This is a genomic window from Exiguobacterium sp. 8A (genome assembly GCF_902506275.1).
Taxonomy (GTDB): Bacteria; Bacillota; Bacilli; order Exiguobacteriales; family Exiguobacteriaceae; genus Exiguobacterium; species Exiguobacterium profundum.
Window position 1 is genome coordinate 410,555 of record NZ_LR733630.1, and the last position, 17,281, is coordinate 427,835.

Below are 17,281 nucleotides of genomic sequence, written 5' to 3' on the forward strand. Positions count from 1 at the left end.
GGGAATGAGGTCAGATGGTCGAGCGGAAACGTAATTTTTTGAAGCGATTCGTCGCTCATCATACGCTTCGGAAACGTGAAGCAAAGTGGATTCTTGACTATTGGTTAAGACATCCTGAAAAGCTTGGCAACGTTCATTTCGTGACAAACGCTTCGGTCTCACCACGTAGTCTCGTGATGACAGCGTACGGGTTTGACGGTGAACCGTTTCGATACCGACGGGGAGACCTTGTGACCATGAATCCTGAGAAGGCTTATCATGACATCCGTCTACACGATGGGCCAATCTATGTAGAGTTAAATTTTCAAGGCATGATGATCGATGAGAACTGGGTCGACATCGTCGAACAGAATCCGTTTGAACCGGTGGCAGAAGTGAGAGATGAAGTCTCGTCTTCTGCTCAAACGATCATTCAAGCATCGGTTGCTCAATTTGAAGAAGAACGATTGCTGATTGAAATCGATAAGGCGCTCGATCGACGGGACGAAAATTTATTTCGTAATCTGACGACTCAACTTCATCAAGTGCGATCATCTAAATTATTTTGAAAAAAACAAGCGCTTCCGTTCCGGTAGGCGCTTGTTTTTTGGTATATTAATTACGTAGGAATACACAATTATTTCACAGTTCGTTCATAACTTTGAAAGGTGAGCGAAGTCATGTACGCTACAATAGACATGATGAGATATGAAGGAGAGGAGGGAAAAGATGAGGTTCGATAGTCAAGGGGCACTCCGCTCGATTGCCGAACGACAATACGTCGATACGCTCATCGTTCCGCTCGCAGAATTGGCGTTTGGTGAGGATATGGTTCGCAAAGCCGAAAGCTATGAAGTGATTCATGCCGTCACGGCCGAGACAGAACGTCAATTATCTGGTCGAACGATGCTCAGCCCGACCATCAGTTACACCGATGTGGAAGCTGGTGTGAAATTGGCGCAGGATGTGGTGGCGAAAGCAAATTCATCTGGATTTTCTCACGTATTGTTTATCGCGTCAGACGTCCGTTTCAAAGCATTTGATTTGCCGGTTTTGTTCGTACCGCCGCTCGCGCTTGGATCGATGTCAAGCGATCAAGCGCACACGATGGTCCAGAATTTTGCGACACAAGTCATCACGGAACTTTCGAGCCGTTGGATGGCGACATGAAGCGGTTGACGTAGAGGTTTTATTGATATACTATTTTGTTGAGTGAGAAATTTTTGTGAAGAATGCATAAAGAATTATGGGGTTATGCACACGAATGAGGGGGGAACGAAATGGCTCAAAATGGGTCAAAAGTCACGCGCCGTCAGTTCTTAACGTACACACTGACTGGAGTAGGTGGCTTTATGGCGGCAACATTGATCAGTCCGATGGTCAACTTTGCGATCGATCCGGTTTTGAAAAAAACTGGTGCAGGCGACAAAGTAAAAGTAATGAGTCTTGATGACATCACGACTGAGCCGCAACGTGTCGACTTTAAGAAACAAACACAAGATGCTTGGTATGAATTTGAAGAAACGCTTTCAGCATGGGTTTACAAAACAGATAGTGGCGAGATCATCGCACTTTCTCCGATTTGTACACACCTTGGCTGTCAGGTGGCATTCGCTGGTGATCCGACTCGTCCACAAGAATTCTTCTGTCCGTGTCACTTGGGACGTTACGAAAAAGATGGAACGAACATTCCAGGTACACCGCCGACAGCACCACTTGCACGTTATGAAAAAGAAGAAAAAGACGGCTTCCTATATTTAGGTAGTCCAGTCGCTCAGTAATGAGAGGGGGAACTAGCCGATGTTACAAAAAATTTATGACTGGGTCGATGAACGCGTAGACATCACACCGCTCTGGCGCGATATCGCAGACCATGAAGTACCGGAACACGTCAACCCTGCTCATCACTTCTCTGCATTTGTCTATTGTTTTGGCGGTTTGACGTTCTTTACAATCGTCATCCAGATCCTTTCAGGGATGTTCTTGACGATGTATTACGTACCAGATATCATCAACGCGCACGCGTCGGTGTATTATTTGCAAAATGAGATCGCACACGGACAAATCGTTCGTGGGATGCACCACTGGGGCGCATCTGTAGCGATCGTCATGTTATTCTTACATACGCTCCGCGTGTTCTTCACGGGATCGTATAAGAAGCCACGTGAGCTCAACTGGGTCGTTGGTGTTCTCTTGTTCTTCGTCGTCTTGGCGCTCGGACTCACAGGATACTTGCTTCCATGGGACATGAAGGCATTGTTCGCAACGAAAGTTACGCTTCAAATCGCTGAAAGTGTACCGGTTATCGGTGGTATTGCGAAGACACTTCTCGCTGGTGGTGAGATTGTCGGGGCGAGCACACTCGCACGATTCTTCGCAATTCACGTCTTCTTCTTACCGGCGGCATTGTTCGGACTGTTGGGAGCCCACTTCTTGATGATTCGTAAACAAGGGGTTTCTGGACCGCTATAAGCCGATTCGAGGAGAAAAAGGAGGAGAAACGATATGCATCGCGGTAAAGGGATGAAATTTGTAACCGACTCTCGAGTAGGAATCTCGAATCGGAAACAAAACATTGCAAAAGACTATTCAGAATACCCAGGACGCACAGAGGCGTTCTGGCCGAACTTCTTGCTTAAAGAGTGGATGGTAGGATCGGTCTTCTTGATCGGATTCATCGCTTTGACAATTGTCGAAGCACCACCGCTTCAAAATATCGCCGATCCAACGAACACGTCATACATTCCGTTGCCGGACTGGTATTTCTTGTTCTTGTATCAATTACTCAAATATCAATTCGCTGCTGGGGACTGGATCTTACTTGGTACAGTCATTATTCCAGGCTTGGCGTTCACGGCACTTCTCGTTGCACCATGGCTTGACCAAGGTCTCGAGCGTCGACCGGCGAAACGTCCAGTCGCGATCAGTTTCATGTTACTTGGAATTCTCTCGGTCTTCTACTTGACTTGGGAATCTGTTCAAACGACACACTGGGATCAAGTCCATGCACAAGGTGAGCTTCAAATTCCAGGTGAAGGTCCTGAAATCGATACAGCGGCTCCAGGATATGAGATTTATTCAGCTCAATCTTGCGTCAACTGTCACGGTCAAAACCTAGAAGGTGGAGCAGCGGCTCCAGCACTCGTCGGCACACAGTATACGGCTGAAGAAATCGCGGAAATCGCGGTCAACGGTGTCGGTACGATGCCAGCTGGTCAGTGGGATGGTTCAGATGAAGATCTCCAAGCCATGTCTGAGTTCATCGCTTCATACGGTGAAGGCGGCGAAAATAACAAGTAAGTCATCAAGTGTAGCCTGAATATCGGGCTACACTTTTTTACTTCTGCACGACGCATACGATAAACTGAAGAAAAAGGATTGAGACAATGAACCCCATGTTTTTAAAACCGTTCTTGATGCATCGGATTGTATTGACTATTCTATTGATCATCAACTTGGGAGGGACGATTTACGGGTATATCTGGTACGAGCCTCAATTACGTGACACACCGTACATCTATTGGCTGTTCGTACCGGATAGTCCGACAGCATCATTCTTCTTTACGATTGTCCTCGGACTTTGGTTAGCTAACAAGCGCTCTCCGTTGTTCGAGACGCTGGCCTTCATCACGTTGATTAAATACGGGGTCTGGGCCGTGATTATGAACATCATGTATTTGGGCACGTTACCACCGGATGCGCCGACCTTGACCATCTTGATGGCCGTCATGTTGATGGTCTCTCACGGTGCAATGGCCTTACAGGCGCTCATCTACGCGCCATTCATGAAATGGACGGTCACCTCGTTTGTATGTACGCTGATTTGGGTAATTCATAATGACGTCGTCGATTATGTACTCGGTCAATGGCCACGTTATCCGTCACTGGCAGAACACATCATGTGGATCGGCTACGGCTCCTTTTGGTTGACAGGATTATGTTTTTTTATGGGATATGCCTTCGTCCTACGTCCATCGCTTGAAAATAAGGTCATAAGAATGTAAAATCAAATTATCAAATACATTCAGAGGTGAAATAGAAAATGTCATTAGGTGGCTATATTTTCTATCTTGCACTGATCATGCTCATCCCCCTATGGGCCCAGATGCGAGTGAAAAGTACGTATAAGCAGTTTTTGAAACAACCGCTCCAAAGCGGTGTCACAGGTGCACAAGTCGCTGATTTCATCATGAAACAAAACGGTGTGCACAACGTGAGAATCGAAATGGTCGACGGACTCATGAGCGACCACTATGACCCGGTCAATAAAGTCGTTCGTTTGTCTCGCGAAGTGTATCAAGGGTCGACAATCTCGTCTGCCGCGATTGCTGCGCACGAGATCGGTCACGTCATTCAAGATGCGACAGACTATAAGATGATGCGCGTCCGCCACAGCCTTGTTCCGGTCGTCAACATCACGTCGAACTTGTCGTTCCCATTGTTACTCGGAGGATTCTTATTCGGGGCACTCGGGTTGGCTCAACTCGGTGTCATCATGATGCTCGGGGCGGTCGTGTTCCAGTTGATCACGTTACCGGTCGAGTTCGATGCATCGAAACGAGCGATGGCGCAATTGACGTCTCACGGAATCGTGACGGCGACAGAAGAGACAGGTGCACGTAAAGTGTTGAATGCCGCGGCTTGGACTTACGTCGCTGCAACGCTCGTTGCGGTTGCCGAACTTATTCGCTTGGCACTCATCGTCTTTATGCCGCGTGATGAATAGGATTGAATGGAATCCCGTCGGTAGGCGGGATTTTTTAATTTTTTGACGAAAGGAATTGTTGTCAATGAAACCGCAACTGACAGAGACAGGTCATCACCAATTGACAAATCGACTTGTGAGGCTAAAAAAAGAGCGAACGGATGCGCGTAAACGGATACGGACGGCTCGAAAATTTTGTGATTTCCGTGAAGACGTTACCTATCGTGAAGCGGTACATGAATATGAACGGATCGAGGCGGATATTTTAGAACTGAATCACCTCCTTGATGACGCGATCATCGTTATATCGGAACGTTCGGAAGTCGTGACGTTCGGAAATCAGGTCGTGATTCGGGAAATGCAACAAGAAGAGACCGAGCGCTATCGAATCGTGAGTGAGGCAGAAGCGGATATAGAACGAGGAAGCATATCCGTGACATCGCCACTCGGTCGTCGTTTGATGGGTGCGACAATTGGTCAAACAATTCAAATCGAAACGCCAGGAGGTACGATTCAAGTCGAGGTGCTCCACATCGAACCATAAAAAATCGCCCGTTCATCCCTGTGAACGAGGCGATTTTTTTGCTTATTTCAAAGGCATCCGATTTTCATCGAACGTAAAGCCTTCGCCCCCGACTTCATACACGTGATGGAACGTGACGAACGCATGCGGGTCGATTTGTTTGACGATTGTCTTCAAACGGTTCACTTCGTTACGGCCGACGACGACATATAAGACCTCGAGTTCTCGGTTCGAATAACCGCCTTTCGCGAGCAGTCGGGTCGTGCCGCGGTTCATCGTCGCATGAATACCATCCGCAATGGCAGTGCGGTGGTCACTGATGATCATCGCCGCTTTACCGGCATACGTTCCTTCTTGCATCGAGTCGATGACGCGTGCCCCGATATAGACGGCGAGAAGCGTGTACATCGCCTCACGAATGTCGAGGTACGTCAAACTGAGGACGATGACAAAGAAGTCAAAGATGAGAAACGTCTTCCCGATCGACCATCCGAAATAGCGTTGTACGAGTCGTGCGATGATATCGACGCCGCCCGTCGTCCCGCCATTGTTGAAGATGATGCCAAGCCCGACCCCGATGAAGAGACCGGCGAACAGACTTGCGAGCACCATGTCATCTGTCAAATCGATGACGAGCGTCGAGTACTTGGCGATGAGTGCATACCAAATTGAAAAAGAGAATGTCCCGATGAGCGTATAGATGAAGGTCGTGCGACCTAACAACTTGTAACTCATGAAAAAGAGTGGGATGTTTAATGCCAAGTTCGTGACAGAAGGTGATATATCAAACAGTCCACGGAGGATCAATGTGATCCCGGTGAACCCACCCTCGGCCAAATTGTTTTGGACGTTGAAGTGATAAACGCCGAATGCAAAAATAAAAGAACCTATCAAGATAAAAATAATATTTCGAACACGAATCGGTAATTGTACCGTCATCAGGTTCACCTCCCCTTAGATAGAGTACTCGAAAAACAGTTCGATTGACTACCCTGAACATATGACATTCAGAAACGAGTCGGCTATACTTTTCAAAGAAGAGGTGATGTAGATGAAAGTAGTAGCCATCGGGGCACATCCGGACGATATCGAAATCGGGATCGCCGGCATGACCGCCCAATGGACGAAAGAGAAGACTGAGGTCGTATACGTCGATTTGACGAGAGCGGAACTTTCTTCAAATGGTGATGTAGAAACGAGACGACAGGAGGCAAGTGCGGCTGATGACGTGCTTGGTGTCCGTCGAATCAATCTAGGATTTAAAGACCGTGGGATTGACGGGGGAGAAGAGCAGCTCGAGGCAATCGTCTCCTTGATTCGCCGTGAGCGCCCAACCCACTTGCTCTATCCATATGAGGTCGACCGCCATCCTGACCATGCAGCCTGCGCCCATCTCGTGACAGAGGCGCTGTTTAATGCCGGGATCCGAAAGTACTTACCCGAACTCGATGCATATCGTCCTGAAAGTGTGTACCAATATATGATCAATGCTCACGTCGAACCGGATGTGTGCGTGGATATTAGTGACACGATCGAAGTGAAGACACGGGCGCTTCAATGTTACGCGAGTCAGTTCACTCCGGTCGATGGAGTAAAGACACCGCTCACCGATGCATATGTGGAACGGGTCATCGCCCGTGAACGCCATTTTGGGAGCTTGATTGGAGTCGCCTATGCGGAAGGGTTGAAGCGCGTTCGACCATATGTCGTAAAACAGGCAGGTGAACTCGCATGACGTATCGGATTGGGATTCTTTGTTATCCATCTGTCGGAGGCTCTGGGATTTTAGCGACAGAGCTCGGGATGAAGCTTGCGGACCGTGGGCATGATGTCCATTTTATCACGAGCAGCATGCCGTTTCGTTTGAACGCCTATCACCCAAATATTACGTTCCATCAAGTCGAAATCAATCAATATTCGGTCTTTCGTTATCCGCCGTACGATATGACATTGTCAGCGAAGATTGCGAGTGTCATCCAATCGTTCGGTCTCGATGTCATCCATGCACACTATGCCGTACCGCATGCCGTTTGTGCTGCGCTTGGCCGCGAGATGGCGGGTGTGAAGACCCCGATCGTGTCGACGTTACATGGTACCGATATTACCGTACTCGGTGAGGACGAGGAACTGAAACCGGCCATTCTATACGGGCTGCGTCAATCGAACGCGATCACGGCGGTCTCTCATAGTTTGAAACGGGAGACAGTAGAGCGGATTGCCAGTGATTTGCCGATCCAAGTCATCCATAACTTCATCGATGAATCGGTGTATACGCCTCAATTCGACCCGACATTAAGGGGACGGTACGGCTTGTCGGATGAGGACCGGGTCGCCATCCACATTTCAAACTTCCGTCCTGTCAAACGCGTCGACCTCGTCCTGGAGGCGTTCGATCAGATGGATGTGACGAATAAGAAACTATTGCTCGTCGGAGATGGTCCGCTCATGGGTGCGATGCGTCGACTCGTGACGGAGATGGGGCTTGAAGAGCAGGTCATCTTTGCCGGGAAACAAGAACAAGTCGCCGCACTTCTTGCAATCAGCGACGTTCACGTCCTGTTATCAGACAAGGAGGCGTTCGGTCTCGTGGCGCTCGAGGCGATGGCGACGGGTGTGCCCTCTGTCGTGAGCGATGCGGGTGGGCTGCCGGAAGTGATCACGGACGGTGAGGATGGTTTCGTCGTTCCTAAAGGGGATGCGAGCCAGGCCGCCTCTGCGATGGAGCGGCTCTTGACCGATCGTGAGCTACGAGAACGGTTCCGACAAAACGGATTGGTGAAATCTCGGCGCTTCGCCTCACAAGATATCGTGACCGAATATGAACGCTTGTATGAACAGGTGGTGACATCATGACGGAATGGGAATACGCAAAACAAATCATCGACACGATCGAACAGCATGGTGGCGAGGCGTATATCGTCGGTGGTGCTGTTCGGGATTATGTGCTCGGGAGTCTGCCCGATGATATCGATTTGGCGACGTCCCTCTTCCCGGAAGAGGTGATGGCGCTGTTCCCGAAGTCGGTTCCGACCGGTATCGAGCATGGGACTGTCACGGTCATTATTGACCACCATCCGTTCGAAGTGACGACGTTCCGTTCGGAAGGATCGTATTCGGATTCGAGACGACCGGACCATGTCGCACTCGGGGTATCGCTTGAAGAGGATTTATTACGAAGGGACTTCACGATGAACGCGATGGCGTTCCATGATGGACGAGTGGTCGATTTATTCGGTGGTCAACATGATCTAGAAGAACGAATCATCCGAACAGTCGGCAGTCCGTTTGAACGGTTCGGAGAGGACGCGCTACGCATCATGCGTGCGCTTCGCTTCATGTCACAACTCGACTTCACCTTACATGACGAGTTGCGGGAAGCAGCGAGCGGGCTCGGTCATAAGCTCGAACAAATTGCGATGGAGCGTATCGCGATCGAATTTGAGAAACTGTTGACGGGACCTGCATACAAGAAAGCGCTAGGTGAAATGGTCGAGCTCGGCATTCATCGCTATTTACCGAACGTGACGACCGAACTGATGCAGCGTGTCCAAGAGGACGCTCGGACACCTGTGAACGCGGTCAGCGGATGGGCACTCTTTCTCTATCATGCACAGGATGACAGCTGGCTATCGCCATGGAAACGGTCGAACGCGATCAAACGGGAGGCGCGTACGCTTGCACTGCTCTGTGAGACGGGACTTGACCGGATGACGATTTATTCGACGGATGAACAGACGCTCTCCACTTATTTCCGGATGAACGGGGAGAAAGACCGTAGCCGTGAACTGAAACAGTCGCTCCCGATGACGTCACGAAAAGAGTTGAAATTTGACGGCCGGGACGCCTTAGCGCTCGGTGCACGAGGGGAAGCAATCAAGCATCTGTTAGCCGACCTCGAACGACGCGTCATCTTAAACGAGTTACCGAACCATGAGACAGTATTGAAAGAGGAGGCGAAACGATGGCTTCAACGCGCGGGCGTGTTCTGACGCTATTACAAGATGGTGAAGTATGGAGTGGCCAAGAGTTGGCCCGTCAATTAAATATTTCACGTACCGCTATTTGGAAACATATCGAAACGCTTAAGCAAGACGGTTATGCGATTCATACGATCCCAAGAAAAGGATACCAATTGCTTGAGCAAAGTGACCGATTCGATGAACCAGCGTTTGCGTCATATCGGAAGGGACGGTTCGGTCAAATCGTCCATGCCTTTGACCAAATCGACACGACACAACGAATCGCCCATGAGCTGGCGCAACAACACGTGCCAGAGGGGACGCTCGTCATGAGCGAGGAACAGACGGCCGGTCGCGGACAACTCGGTCGTAACTGGCACAATCCGAAGCACGTCAATATCGCGGCAAGTGTGATTTTAAGACCGGAATTACCCATTCGCGACGCATCAAAGATGACCTTGATGGCGGCAAGTGCGTTTGCGAAAGCGTTGAATGCGCGGGACCTTGACGTGACAATCAAATGGCCTAACGATTTACTGTTAAATGGCAAGAAAATCGGAGGCATTTTGACGGAAATGCAAACGGAAGGGGACCGCATTCAAGCCGTCATTTTAGGGTTCGGAATGAACGTCAACGGCGATGAAATTCCGACTGAGTTGGCGCACCGGGCGACCTCCCTTTATTTAGAGACCGGGACGAGATATCATCGCAGTGAGTTATTGGCGGAACTATTGGCAGAACTCGAGACCGAATACGACCGATTCCTTGACGTAGGATTTGCACCGGTTCGCTTGAACTGGATGAAACATGCCGCCTATTTAAATGAGTCGATCACCTTGAGTGTGTCCCGGACGTCGCGAACAGGTGTCATGCGAGGCATCTCGGAGGAGGGGGCACTGCTACTCGAAGTGGATGGAACGGTCGAACCGGTCTATTCTGCTGAGATTGCAGTGTGGAATGATTGATGAAAGCGAGACCATCGACTATACTTAATGTGTCGGACGCTATCAATTCTTGAAGTGTACCGCGCTTGCAGACTGTCACATTCAGTTGTCTGCCTTGATCATTATGACAGGGACAGAAGGACACTAACTCATGAAAACCATGAATTTGTTTTTCGTGCGCCTTCTTGCCATCTGTGTAAGAAGGCGTTTATTCTTTCCTGTCTCCACGTTTAGGAGGAGAAACAGATGCACACGATGACTACATTGTTTAAAAAAATGAACGAGCAAGAAAAGCTCGTCATGTTGACGGCATATGATTATCCGTCAGCCAAACTTGCCGAATCGGCCGGTGTCGATTTGATATTAGTAGGTGATTCACTTGGGATGGTCGTACTTGGTTATGATTCGACGATTCCGGTGACGATGGAGGACATGCTCCATCATTCGAAAGCGGTACGCCGCGGAGCACAAAATACGTTCGTTGTGGTAGATATGCCGTTTGCGTCATATCACGGAGACTTCGATCGGACGTTACAGGCAGCATCGCGTTTATTCCAAGAAGGCCGTGCGGATGCCATCAAACTAGAAGGGGCCGGTGACGTGCTTCATACGATTGACCGCTTGACACAAGTCGGCATGCCATGTGTCGCCCATCTAGGGTTGACCCCTCAATCGGTTGGCGTCCTAGAAGGATATAAAGTACAAGGGAAGTCCCTAGAGGCTGCCGAGACACTCCTTCAAGATAGCTTGGCTGCGGAACGTGCTGGCGCGAAGATGCTCGTCCTTGAGTGTGTCCCTCACCAATTGGCAAAACGGATCGCAGAAGAATTGACGATTCCTGTCATCGGAATCGGTGCAGGTGCAGATGTCGACGGCCAAGTGCTCGTCTATCATGACGTATTGAAATATGGGGTGGACCGTCTCCCTAAATTTGTCCAAGCGTATGCAGACGTGAATGAAGTGGCGACGGATGCTATCCGTTCTTATGTCGAAGAGACGAAGAACGGTCACTTCCCGTTAGAACGTCATACGTTCACAATGGATGAGTCGTTACTCGACTCATTGTATGGAGGAAAAGGATGAAGATTGTATCGACCGTCGAAGAATTACGTATTGCCTTACCAACGAATCAAACGATTGGCTTCGTGCCGACGATGGGATATTTGCATGAAGGACATATGAGCCTCGTTGAAAACGCGCGACGGGAAAATGACGTCGTTGTCATGAGTATTTTTGTCAATCCGACACAGTTCGGACCGAATGAAGACCTCGACCGTTACCCCCGCGACTTTGAACGGGATGAGAAGTTGGCACGTGATGCGGGAGTCGATGTCTTGTTCTATCCGACGACGGAGACGATGTATCCACTTGACATGGCGCGTGTGACCGTCCGTCACGGGGCGGACGTATTATGTGGGGCGAGTCGTCCCGGTCATTTTGATGGTGTGTTGACAATCGTTTCAAAATTATTTAACCTTGTTCAACCGACACGCGCTTATTTCGGTCTGAAGGATGCTCAACAAGTGGCACTCATCGAAGGATACGTCCGAGATTATTTCGTTCCAGTCGAGATTCGACGCTGCCCGATTATTCGTGAGGAGACAGGACTAGCCAAATCTTCTCGAAACGTCTATTTGTCAGATGTCGAAACGGTAGAGGCGAGTCGGATTTTCAGCGCATTGATGATGGCGCGAGAGGCACTCGATACAGGTCAACAAGTTGATGAAGTAAAACGACAGCTGACTGAACGTTTGAACGAGATTCCGAACAGTCAAATCGATTACGTCGAGCTTGTCGATTACCCGACGCTCGGTGCCGTCTCGAGCGACTCGACCGAACTCTTGTTAGCGGTGGCCATTCAGTTTGAACGGGCCCGATTGATTGATAATGTGATTTGGAAGAAGGGATGAATCCAATGATTCGTACATTTATGCACGCAAAGCTTCATAAAGCAACAGTGACAGAAGCAAACTTACACTACGTCGGTTCAATTACAATCGATGAGGATTTGATGGATGCGGTCGGTATCATGGAGAATGAACATGTACACATTACGAACAACCATAATGGTGCTCGCATCGAAACGTATGTCATCAAAGGGGAACGCGGTTCAGGCGTGATTTGTTTGAACGGAGCGGCAGCACGTCATTTCCAGGTCGGTGATGTTGTCATCATCATGGCTTACGGTCAAATGACAGCGGAAGAGGCAAAAACGCATCGTCCGAAAGTAGCTGTGTTGAACGAACAAAATGAGGTCGATCAACTTCTTTACGAAGAGATTGCTCATACAATTTTGTAAAGGATTCGGGGGTGTCGGCAGAGGCATCCCCGTTTTTTCGTTATTCGTTCTATGGTAAGATGAGACAGACAGAAAGCACGAGCGTGCCAAAGATGGGATGGATGTTATGGACACGTATGTGATTGTGGATTTAGAGACTACGGGTCATTCCGTTAAGTCCGGAGATGAATTGATTGAGTTTGCGGCGGTCGTCGTACAAGAGGGTGAAGTGATAGAGCGCTACAGCACCTTGATTCGACCGAGTCGACCAATCCCACCTTTTATTACGCAATTGACAACGATTAGTGACGAAGATGTAAGTGATGCACCTACATTTGAAGATGTGATTCCCGACATTTGGAAAATGCTAGATGGACGGGTGTTTGTCGCGCATAACGTCGCATTTGATTTAACTTTTTTAAATGAGAGTCTTGAACAAGCGGGTTATCTTGCGTTTCAAGGGAGAGCCATTGATACTGTCGAATTGGCCCGCATCTTGTATCCGACTTTAGAGAGCCATGCGTTAGAAGCGCTATCGGATACGTTTGACCTCGTACATACAGACGCACATCGGGCACTCAGTGACGCAGAGGCGACAGCCGAGCTCTTCATCCGGATGCTCGACCGTTTACGCGATTTACCGTTGGTGACGCTGAAACGACTTCGAGAGTTATCTGAGTCATGGACGAGTCATATCGAACCGTTACTCGATGAGATGATCCTTGAGGTCGGGATCCGTCCAGACGACGAAACACGTTTTGATATCCACCGCAAAATTGCGTTAAGGCGACCGGTGGATGCCTTCGTCCCGACGACAGAACGTGAACCGTTCGAGCCGTTCCTTTTGCGGACGATCGAAGAGACACTCCCTTCACTGTTTGAGCAGTTTGAACCGAGACAGAGTCAATTCGAAATGATGCGTCACGTCTATAAAGCGTTAGACGATGAGGAAACATTGTTAGTCGAGGCGGGTACGGGAACGGGTAAGACGCTTGCGTACTTGATTCCGAGTGCCCACCATGCCCTCGAGACGAAACGCCCGGTCGTCATTAGTACGCATACCATTCAATTGCAAGAACAGTTGTTAAATCGAGACTTACCTGTTCTTCGTCAGATTTTTCCTGAGATCGAATTCACGTTGTTGAAAGGGAGACGCAATTATATCGATTTGCGTAAGTTCGAGATGGTGCTCGACGAATCAAATGACGGTCTTTTGGCATCGATGTGTAAAGCGATGGTACTCGTCTGGCTCACAGAAACCGAGACCGGAGATTTAGAGGAACTCTCATTCCCGGGATCTGCGACACAAGGTCCTGCTTCATTCAAGCGTTTGATTCAAGCAGATGCTTCTAATGATTTTGGTCGATTCGACCCATGGTATAGCCGTGACTTTTTCACGAAAGCCGTGTTGCGCTCGAAAGAAGCGGACCTGATTGTGACCAATCATGCTTTACTGTTCTCGGATTTACAGCATCAGGCAGGCATTTTACCGACGGACACACCTCTCGTATTAGACGAGGCTCATCAAGTCGAGGAAGTGGCCTCTCATCATTTCGGTGTGACATTTGATGCGATTCAATTTGACCGCCTCTTCAAATGGTTCGGCTACGGAGCAGATGGCAAATTCCATTCTCGCATCATTCAGCTAGCCGATTTGACATCCGTAACCGAAGAAGCGGAGGCATTCAGTCAACAAATTGATTCGGCTCTTGCAAGGGTCGAGGAAGAACTCGAAGACCTTCTGACGTCCCTTCAATCGTTAGGTAAGAAAAAAGAACCTCGACAAACGGTTCGTTTCGAGCGGGAAGGTGCAACGTTTAGACCAATTCGAGAAGTGGCCAATCGACTCGAGGACAAACTGCGGACGTTGCGGACGTCACTCCGACACCTCCATCGACTGCTCGATGAGCGTAAAGAACATATGACATTCAAACAACGCGCACTTCTTGGTGACTTAAAAACGTTGATTGGAGACGTGCGTGAACTCGAGAGTGTCATCTATGAGACGATGTTGACGCGCGACGATGATGCGGTCAGCTGGGTCGAACTGAATTTAGGGAATCGGAAATTGACCTCGGTATACACGCAGCCCGTCGAAATCGGACCGTTGTTACACGAACGTCTGTTTAAGAAGCGACCAACGATTTTAACATCGGCGACGATGACGGTCTCAGGGAAGTTCAGCTTTATGGAACGACGCCTCGGATTAGAAGGAGAACCGGTCCGAAGAGTCGTATTACCGTCACCATTCAACTTCAAAGACCAGGCCAAACTGTTTGTACCGTCGGACTTCCCATTGATCAATGAAGTGCCGCTTCCTCAGTTCGTCGACCAGACGGCCCAGTCGATTGTCCAAATTGCGAACGTGACGAAAGGGAGGATGCTCGTCTTGTTCACATCGAACGAATTGCTTCGACTCACTTACGAACAAGTCAAAGACCATCTTGACCCGTCTTATACACTTCTCGCACAGGGTGTGAGCGGCGGCTCTCGTAGCCGCTTGACGAAACAGTTCAAACGGATGGAACAGTCGATTCTCTTTGGGACAGCAAGCTTTTGGGAAGGTGTCGATATTCCAGGGGAGGCGTTGACATGCCTTGTCATCGTAAGGCTTCCGTTTGCACCGCCCGATCAGCCGATCATGCAAGCACGTTCTGAGAAAATTGAAGCGACGGGTAAGTCACCATTCTTTGAGTTATCCCTGCCCCAAGCGGTTATTCGCTTCAAACAAGGTGTCGGTCGATTGATTCGATCGAAAGGGGATTATGGTGCGGTCTTCGTGTTCGACCGACGTGTGGAGACGACACGTTACGGCAAACAGTTCATCAACAGCTTGCCTAAAGTTGACCGGATTGAAGGAACGCTTGAAACAGCGTTATCCGAGTTGGAATTGTTCTTAGACGAGAAGGAAAAGTCTGTGGCACGAAATGACAGATAACGCTAGGCATCACGATATTATCGTTTTATAATGATACGTATAGTGTTTTTGGAGGAGGAGTCAATATGAACTCGAATATTGAGACGCTGGCGAGCGTGCGCATCGAACCGACTGCGGACGTTTACAAAATTGTCGACTTATTGAATCGGACCTTAAAGGGTCAGGATTTAATGTTCGGTTTGTCACTTGAGAAGAAAGTGAACGATCCGAAGAAGGAAGAGATGGTCTTCACCATCTATCGTACAGAATGACCAGAAAAGCAAAATGGATCGTCTCATTACTGGCGGCACTGATTGGTGTCGTCCTTGTCTTTAGCGTGATGTATCGATTCACCATCGGTCATACAGAGAATCAAAAAGAAAAGCTCGTCGAAACGGCGATGGCACGATTGACTGAAGAATCTCCAGACGCGAGAGTGGGTCAGGGAGAACTGTTCAATGGGACAGAGGCATATGTCGTCTTCCCAGAAGTAGACGGGAAGTCCATTTGGTTTGTCCCATTGGATAAAAAGCTGGAGATCGAGCAACGAGAAATCGGTGAAGTGGACGCTACTGACGTCTGTTCGAAGTCGGTTGAGGAGACAGGCGGACAACTGGTCAGCTGTAAGGTTGGTTTTGACGAACGGGCACTCATCGAAGTGGTCACGAAAGCGGATGCGTCTTATACGTATTCGTACTATACGCTTCAGACCGGAGAATTTATTCGACGGGTCCAATTGACCGATCAAATGTAATGAATTAGAGGGGGATTATGATGGAACATCTATTAGCGAAACGTGTAAAACAACTCACACCATCGACTACTTTGGCGATTACAGCTAAGGCGAAGGCACTGAAAGCTTCAGGCAAAGATGTCATTGGTCTCGGCGCGGGTGAACCTGATTTCAACACACCAGAACGAATCATCGACGCTGCTTGTCAAGCCGCTCGAGATGGAGACACAAAATACACGCCATCTGGCGGGACAGTCGCGTTGAAAGATGCCATCATTGAAAAGACGAAACGCGATAGTGGATTGTCGTTCGAACGCAACGAGGTGATGGTTGCTTCAGGTGCGAAACATGCCCTATACGCTCTGTTCCAAGCTATTTTAGATGAAGGGGACGAAGTGATTGTCCCAGCCCCATACTGGGTCAGTTACCCGGAACAAATCAAATTGGCAGACGGAGAACCTGTCTTGGTCGACACGAATGAAGAGACGTCATTTAAATTGACGCCGACTCAACTGGAGAATGCAATTACAGCTCGTACAAAGGCCGTCATCTTGAACAGCCCATCTAATCCGACGGGAATGATTTATACGAAAGAGGAGCTACAGGCACTCGCCGATGTCGTTCTTCGACACAATCTTCTCGTCGTTAGCGATGAAATTTATGAAAAATTGATTTACGGTGATGCATCGTTCGTATCGATTGCGACACTTCCGAATATGCGTGAACGAACGATCATCATCAATGGGGTCTCGAAATCTCACGCGATGACAGGTTGGCGAATCGGATATGCCGTTGGTGATGCAAAAATCATCGGCGCGATGACGAATCTGGCCTCACACTCGACATCAAACCCGACATCTGTCGCACAAGCGGCTGCGGTAGAAGCGTACAATGGACCGCAAGAAGATGTGGAAATGATGCGTCAATCGTTCGAGGATCGACTTGAAATCGTCTACGACCGTCTCGTCAAAATCCCTGGCATCACTTGTTTGAAGCCACAAGGTGCATTTTACTTATATGCCAATGCGAAGGTCGCGGCCTCAGAGAGTGGCTATAACACCGTCGATGCTTGGTGTGAAGCTGTTCTTGAAGAAGCAAACGTGGCACTTGTGCCTGGTTCGGGTTTCGGACAAGACGATTACGTACGATTATCCTATGCAACTGAATTAAAACGCGTATTAGAAGCGCTCGATCGAGTAGAAGACTTCGTTACGAAGCGCGCTCGATAAGCGAAAGGATGGAA

Annotated in this window: 20 protein-coding genes; 19 read left to right on the plus strand and 1 reads right to left on the minus strand. The window is 49.0% G+C overall.

Going from position 1 to position 17,281, the window contains the following annotated elements; genetic code table 11:
* Positions 1-14 precede the first annotated feature (14 nt).
* The 8 genes from GVY42_RS02085 (at position 15) to GVY42_RS02120 (ending at position 5,228) form a co-directional block, all read left to right on the plus strand.
* On the plus strand, positions 15-548 hold the full coding sequence (locus tag GVY42_RS02085) for a ReoY family proteolytic degradation factor (protein WP_159562132.1): 534 nt from the start codon (positions 15-17) through the stop codon (positions 546-548).
* A gap of 160 nt (positions 549-708) precedes the next feature.
* Positions 709-1,149 (plus strand): YpiF family protein, encoded by a 441-nt coding sequence (locus GVY42_RS02090; protein WP_015881476.1) that lies wholly within the window; start codon positions 709-711, stop codon positions 1,147-1,149.
* Positions 1,150-1,259: 110 nt separating this feature from the next.
* The gene (locus GVY42_RS02095) at positions 1,260-1,760 is read left to right on the plus strand and encodes a ubiquinol-cytochrome c reductase iron-sulfur subunit (protein ID WP_159562133.1); all 501 of its coding nucleotides are present in this window, start codon (positions 1,260-1,262) and stop codon (positions 1,758-1,760) included.
* Positions 1,761-1,779: 19 nt separating this feature from the next.
* Positions 1,780-2,451, plus strand: a complete 672-nt coding sequence (qcrB, locus tag GVY42_RS02100; protein ID WP_015881478.1) for a menaquinol-cytochrome c reductase cytochrome b subunit — start codon at positions 1,780-1,782, stop codon at positions 2,449-2,451.
* Between the two features lie 33 nt (positions 2,452-2,484).
* Entirely contained in the window at positions 2,485-3,279 is a 795-nt protein-coding gene (locus tag GVY42_RS02105) for a menaquinol-cytochrome c reductase cytochrome b/c subunit (protein ID WP_015881479.1), read from the plus strand.
* Positions 3,280-3,365: 86 nt separating this feature from the next.
* Positions 3,366-3,983 (plus strand): DUF1405 domain-containing protein, encoded by a 618-nt coding sequence (locus tag GVY42_RS02110; RefSeq protein WP_159562134.1) that lies wholly within the window; start codon positions 3,366-3,368, stop codon positions 3,981-3,983.
* A gap of 38 nt (positions 3,984-4,021) precedes the next feature.
* Positions 4,022-4,705, plus strand: a complete 684-nt coding sequence (locus tag GVY42_RS02115) for a zinc metallopeptidase (protein ID WP_074037177.1) — start codon at positions 4,022-4,024, stop codon at positions 4,703-4,705.
* Between the two features lie 64 nt (positions 4,706-4,769).
* Positions 4,770-5,228, plus strand: coding sequence for a GreA/GreB family elongation factor (locus GVY42_RS02120; RefSeq protein ID WP_159562135.1), 459 nt, complete (start codon positions 4,770-4,772; stop codon positions 5,226-5,228).
* A 42-nt stretch (positions 5,229-5,270) separates the two neighbouring features.
* Here GVY42_RS02120 and GVY42_RS02125 read toward each other — a convergent pair whose 3' ends face one another.
* Entirely contained in the window at positions 5,271-6,146 is an 876-nt protein-coding gene (locus GVY42_RS02125) for a YitT family protein (RefSeq protein WP_159562136.1), read from the minus strand.
* A gap of 112 nt (positions 6,147-6,258) precedes the next feature.
* Between GVY42_RS02125 and bshB1 the strand changes: the two genes are divergently transcribed.
* From bshB1 to GVY42_RS02180, 11 genes are all read left to right on the plus strand, one after another.
* Positions 6,259-6,942, plus strand: coding sequence for a bacillithiol biosynthesis deacetylase BshB1 (bshB1, locus tag GVY42_RS02130; RefSeq protein WP_159562137.1), 684 nt, complete (start codon positions 6,259-6,261; stop codon positions 6,940-6,942).
* Entirely contained in the window at positions 6,939-8,060 is a 1,122-nt protein-coding gene (gene bshA, locus GVY42_RS02135; protein WP_159562138.1) for an N-acetyl-alpha-D-glucosaminyl L-malate synthase BshA, read from the plus strand. Before bshB1 ends, bshA begins: the two co-directional genes overlap by 4 nt.
* The gene (locus tag GVY42_RS02140) at positions 8,057-9,196 is read left to right on the plus strand and encodes a CCA tRNA nucleotidyltransferase (protein ID WP_159562139.1); all 1,140 of its coding nucleotides are present in this window, start codon (positions 8,057-8,059) and stop codon (positions 9,194-9,196) included. Before bshA ends, GVY42_RS02140 begins: the two co-directional genes overlap by 4 nt.
* Entirely contained in the window at positions 9,169-10,131 is a 963-nt protein-coding gene (locus tag GVY42_RS02145; protein ID WP_159562140.1) for a biotin--[acetyl-CoA-carboxylase] ligase, read from the plus strand. Before GVY42_RS02140 ends, GVY42_RS02145 begins: the two co-directional genes overlap by 28 nt.
* 225 nt (positions 10,132-10,356) lie before the next feature.
* Complete coding sequence (gene panB / locus GVY42_RS02150; protein WP_159562141.1) at positions 10,357-11,193, plus strand: 3-methyl-2-oxobutanoate hydroxymethyltransferase; 837 nt, start codon at positions 10,357-10,359, stop codon at positions 11,191-11,193.
* Positions 11,190-12,020, plus strand: a complete 831-nt coding sequence (gene panC, locus GVY42_RS02155; protein WP_159562142.1) for a pantoate--beta-alanine ligase — start codon at positions 11,190-11,192, stop codon at positions 12,018-12,020. Before panB ends, panC begins: the two co-directional genes overlap by 4 nt.
* Positions 12,021-12,025: 5 nt before the next feature.
* On the plus strand, positions 12,026-12,409 hold the full coding sequence (gene panD / locus GVY42_RS02160) for an aspartate 1-decarboxylase (protein WP_015881490.1): 384 nt from the start codon (positions 12,026-12,028) through the stop codon (positions 12,407-12,409).
* Between the two features lie 106 nt (positions 12,410-12,515).
* Entirely contained in the window at positions 12,516-15,326 is a 2,811-nt protein-coding gene (gene dinG, locus GVY42_RS02165) for an ATP-dependent DNA helicase DinG (protein WP_159562143.1), read from the plus strand.
* Positions 15,327-15,391: 65 nt separating this feature from the next.
* Positions 15,392-15,577, plus strand: a complete 186-nt coding sequence (locus GVY42_RS02170) for a YpmA family protein (RefSeq protein ID WP_159562144.1) — start codon at positions 15,392-15,394, stop codon at positions 15,575-15,577.
* Positions 15,574-16,059 carry a hypothetical protein gene (locus GVY42_RS02175; protein WP_159562145.1) on the plus strand — a complete coding sequence of 162 codons (486 nt, stop codon included), beginning with the start codon at positions 15,574-15,576 and terminating at the stop codon, positions 16,057-16,059. The genes GVY42_RS02170 and GVY42_RS02175 overlap by 4 nt, the downstream gene beginning before the upstream one ends.
* A 20-nt stretch (positions 16,060-16,079) precedes the next feature.
* Entirely contained in the window at positions 16,080-17,267 is a 1,188-nt protein-coding gene (locus GVY42_RS02180) for a pyridoxal phosphate-dependent aminotransferase (protein WP_159562146.1), read from the plus strand.
* The last annotated feature ends 14 nt before the right edge of the window (positions 17,268-17,281 follow it).

Bases quoted from the DNA above. Each gene is read 5' to 3' on its own strand.
- GVY42_RS02175 (WP_159562145.1), top strand. From the start codon at position 15,574: ATGACCAGAAAAGCAAAATGGATCGTCTCATTACTGGCGGCACTGATT.
- bshB1 (WP_159562137.1), top strand. From the start codon at position 6,259: ATGAAAGTAGTAGCCATCGGGGCACATCCGGACGATATCGAAATCGGG.
- GVY42_RS02140 (WP_159562139.1), top strand. From the start codon at position 8,057: ATGACGGAATGGGAATACGCAAAACAAATCATCGACACGATCGAACAG.
- panC (WP_159562142.1), top strand. From the start codon at position 11,190: ATGAAGATTGTATCGACCGTCGAAGAATTACGTATTGCCTTACCAACG.
- GVY42_RS02095 (WP_159562133.1), top strand. From the start codon at position 1,260: ATGGCTCAAAATGGGTCAAAAGTCACGCGCCGTCAGTTCTTAACGTAC.
- GVY42_RS02120 (WP_159562135.1), top strand. From the start codon at position 4,770: ATGAAACCGCAACTGACAGAGACAGGTCATCACCAATTGACAAATCGA.
- GVY42_RS02105 (WP_015881479.1), top strand. From the start codon at position 2,485: ATGCATCGCGGTAAAGGGATGAAATTTGTAACCGACTCTCGAGTAGGA.
- GVY42_RS02145 (WP_159562140.1), top strand. From the start codon at position 9,169: ATGGCTTCAACGCGCGGGCGTGTTCTGACGCTATTACAAGATGGTGAA.
- panD (WP_015881490.1), top strand. From the start codon at position 12,026: ATGATTCGTACATTTATGCACGCAAAGCTTCATAAAGCAACAGTGACA.
- GVY42_RS02090 (WP_015881476.1), top strand. From the start codon at position 709: ATGAGGTTCGATAGTCAAGGGGCACTCCGCTCGATTGCCGAACGACAA.
- bshA (WP_159562138.1), top strand. From the start codon at position 6,939: ATGACGTATCGGATTGGGATTCTTTGTTATCCATCTGTCGGAGGCTCT.
- dinG (WP_159562143.1), top strand. From the start codon at position 12,516: ATGGACACGTATGTGATTGTGGATTTAGAGACTACGGGTCATTCCGTT.
- GVY42_RS02125 (WP_159562136.1), bottom strand. From the start codon at position 6,146: ATGACGGTACAATTACCGATTCGTGTTCGAAATATTATTTTTATCTTG.
- GVY42_RS02170 (WP_159562144.1), top strand. From the start codon at position 15,392: ATGAACTCGAATATTGAGACGCTGGCGAGCGTGCGCATCGAACCGACT.
- GVY42_RS02110 (WP_159562134.1), top strand. From the start codon at position 3,366: ATGAACCCCATGTTTTTAAAACCGTTCTTGATGCATCGGATTGTATTG.
- GVY42_RS02085 (WP_159562132.1), top strand. From the start codon at position 15: ATGGTCGAGCGGAAACGTAATTTTTTGAAGCGATTCGTCGCTCATCAT.
- GVY42_RS02180 (WP_159562146.1), top strand. From the start codon at position 16,080: ATGGAACATCTATTAGCGAAACGTGTAAAACAACTCACACCATCGACT.
- GVY42_RS02115 (WP_074037177.1), top strand. From the start codon at position 4,022: ATGTCATTAGGTGGCTATATTTTCTATCTTGCACTGATCATGCTCATC.
- panB (WP_159562141.1), top strand. From the start codon at position 10,357: ATGCACACGATGACTACATTGTTTAAAAAAATGAACGAGCAAGAAAAG.
- qcrB (WP_015881478.1), top strand. From the start codon at position 1,780: ATGTTACAAAAAATTTATGACTGGGTCGATGAACGCGTAGACATCACA.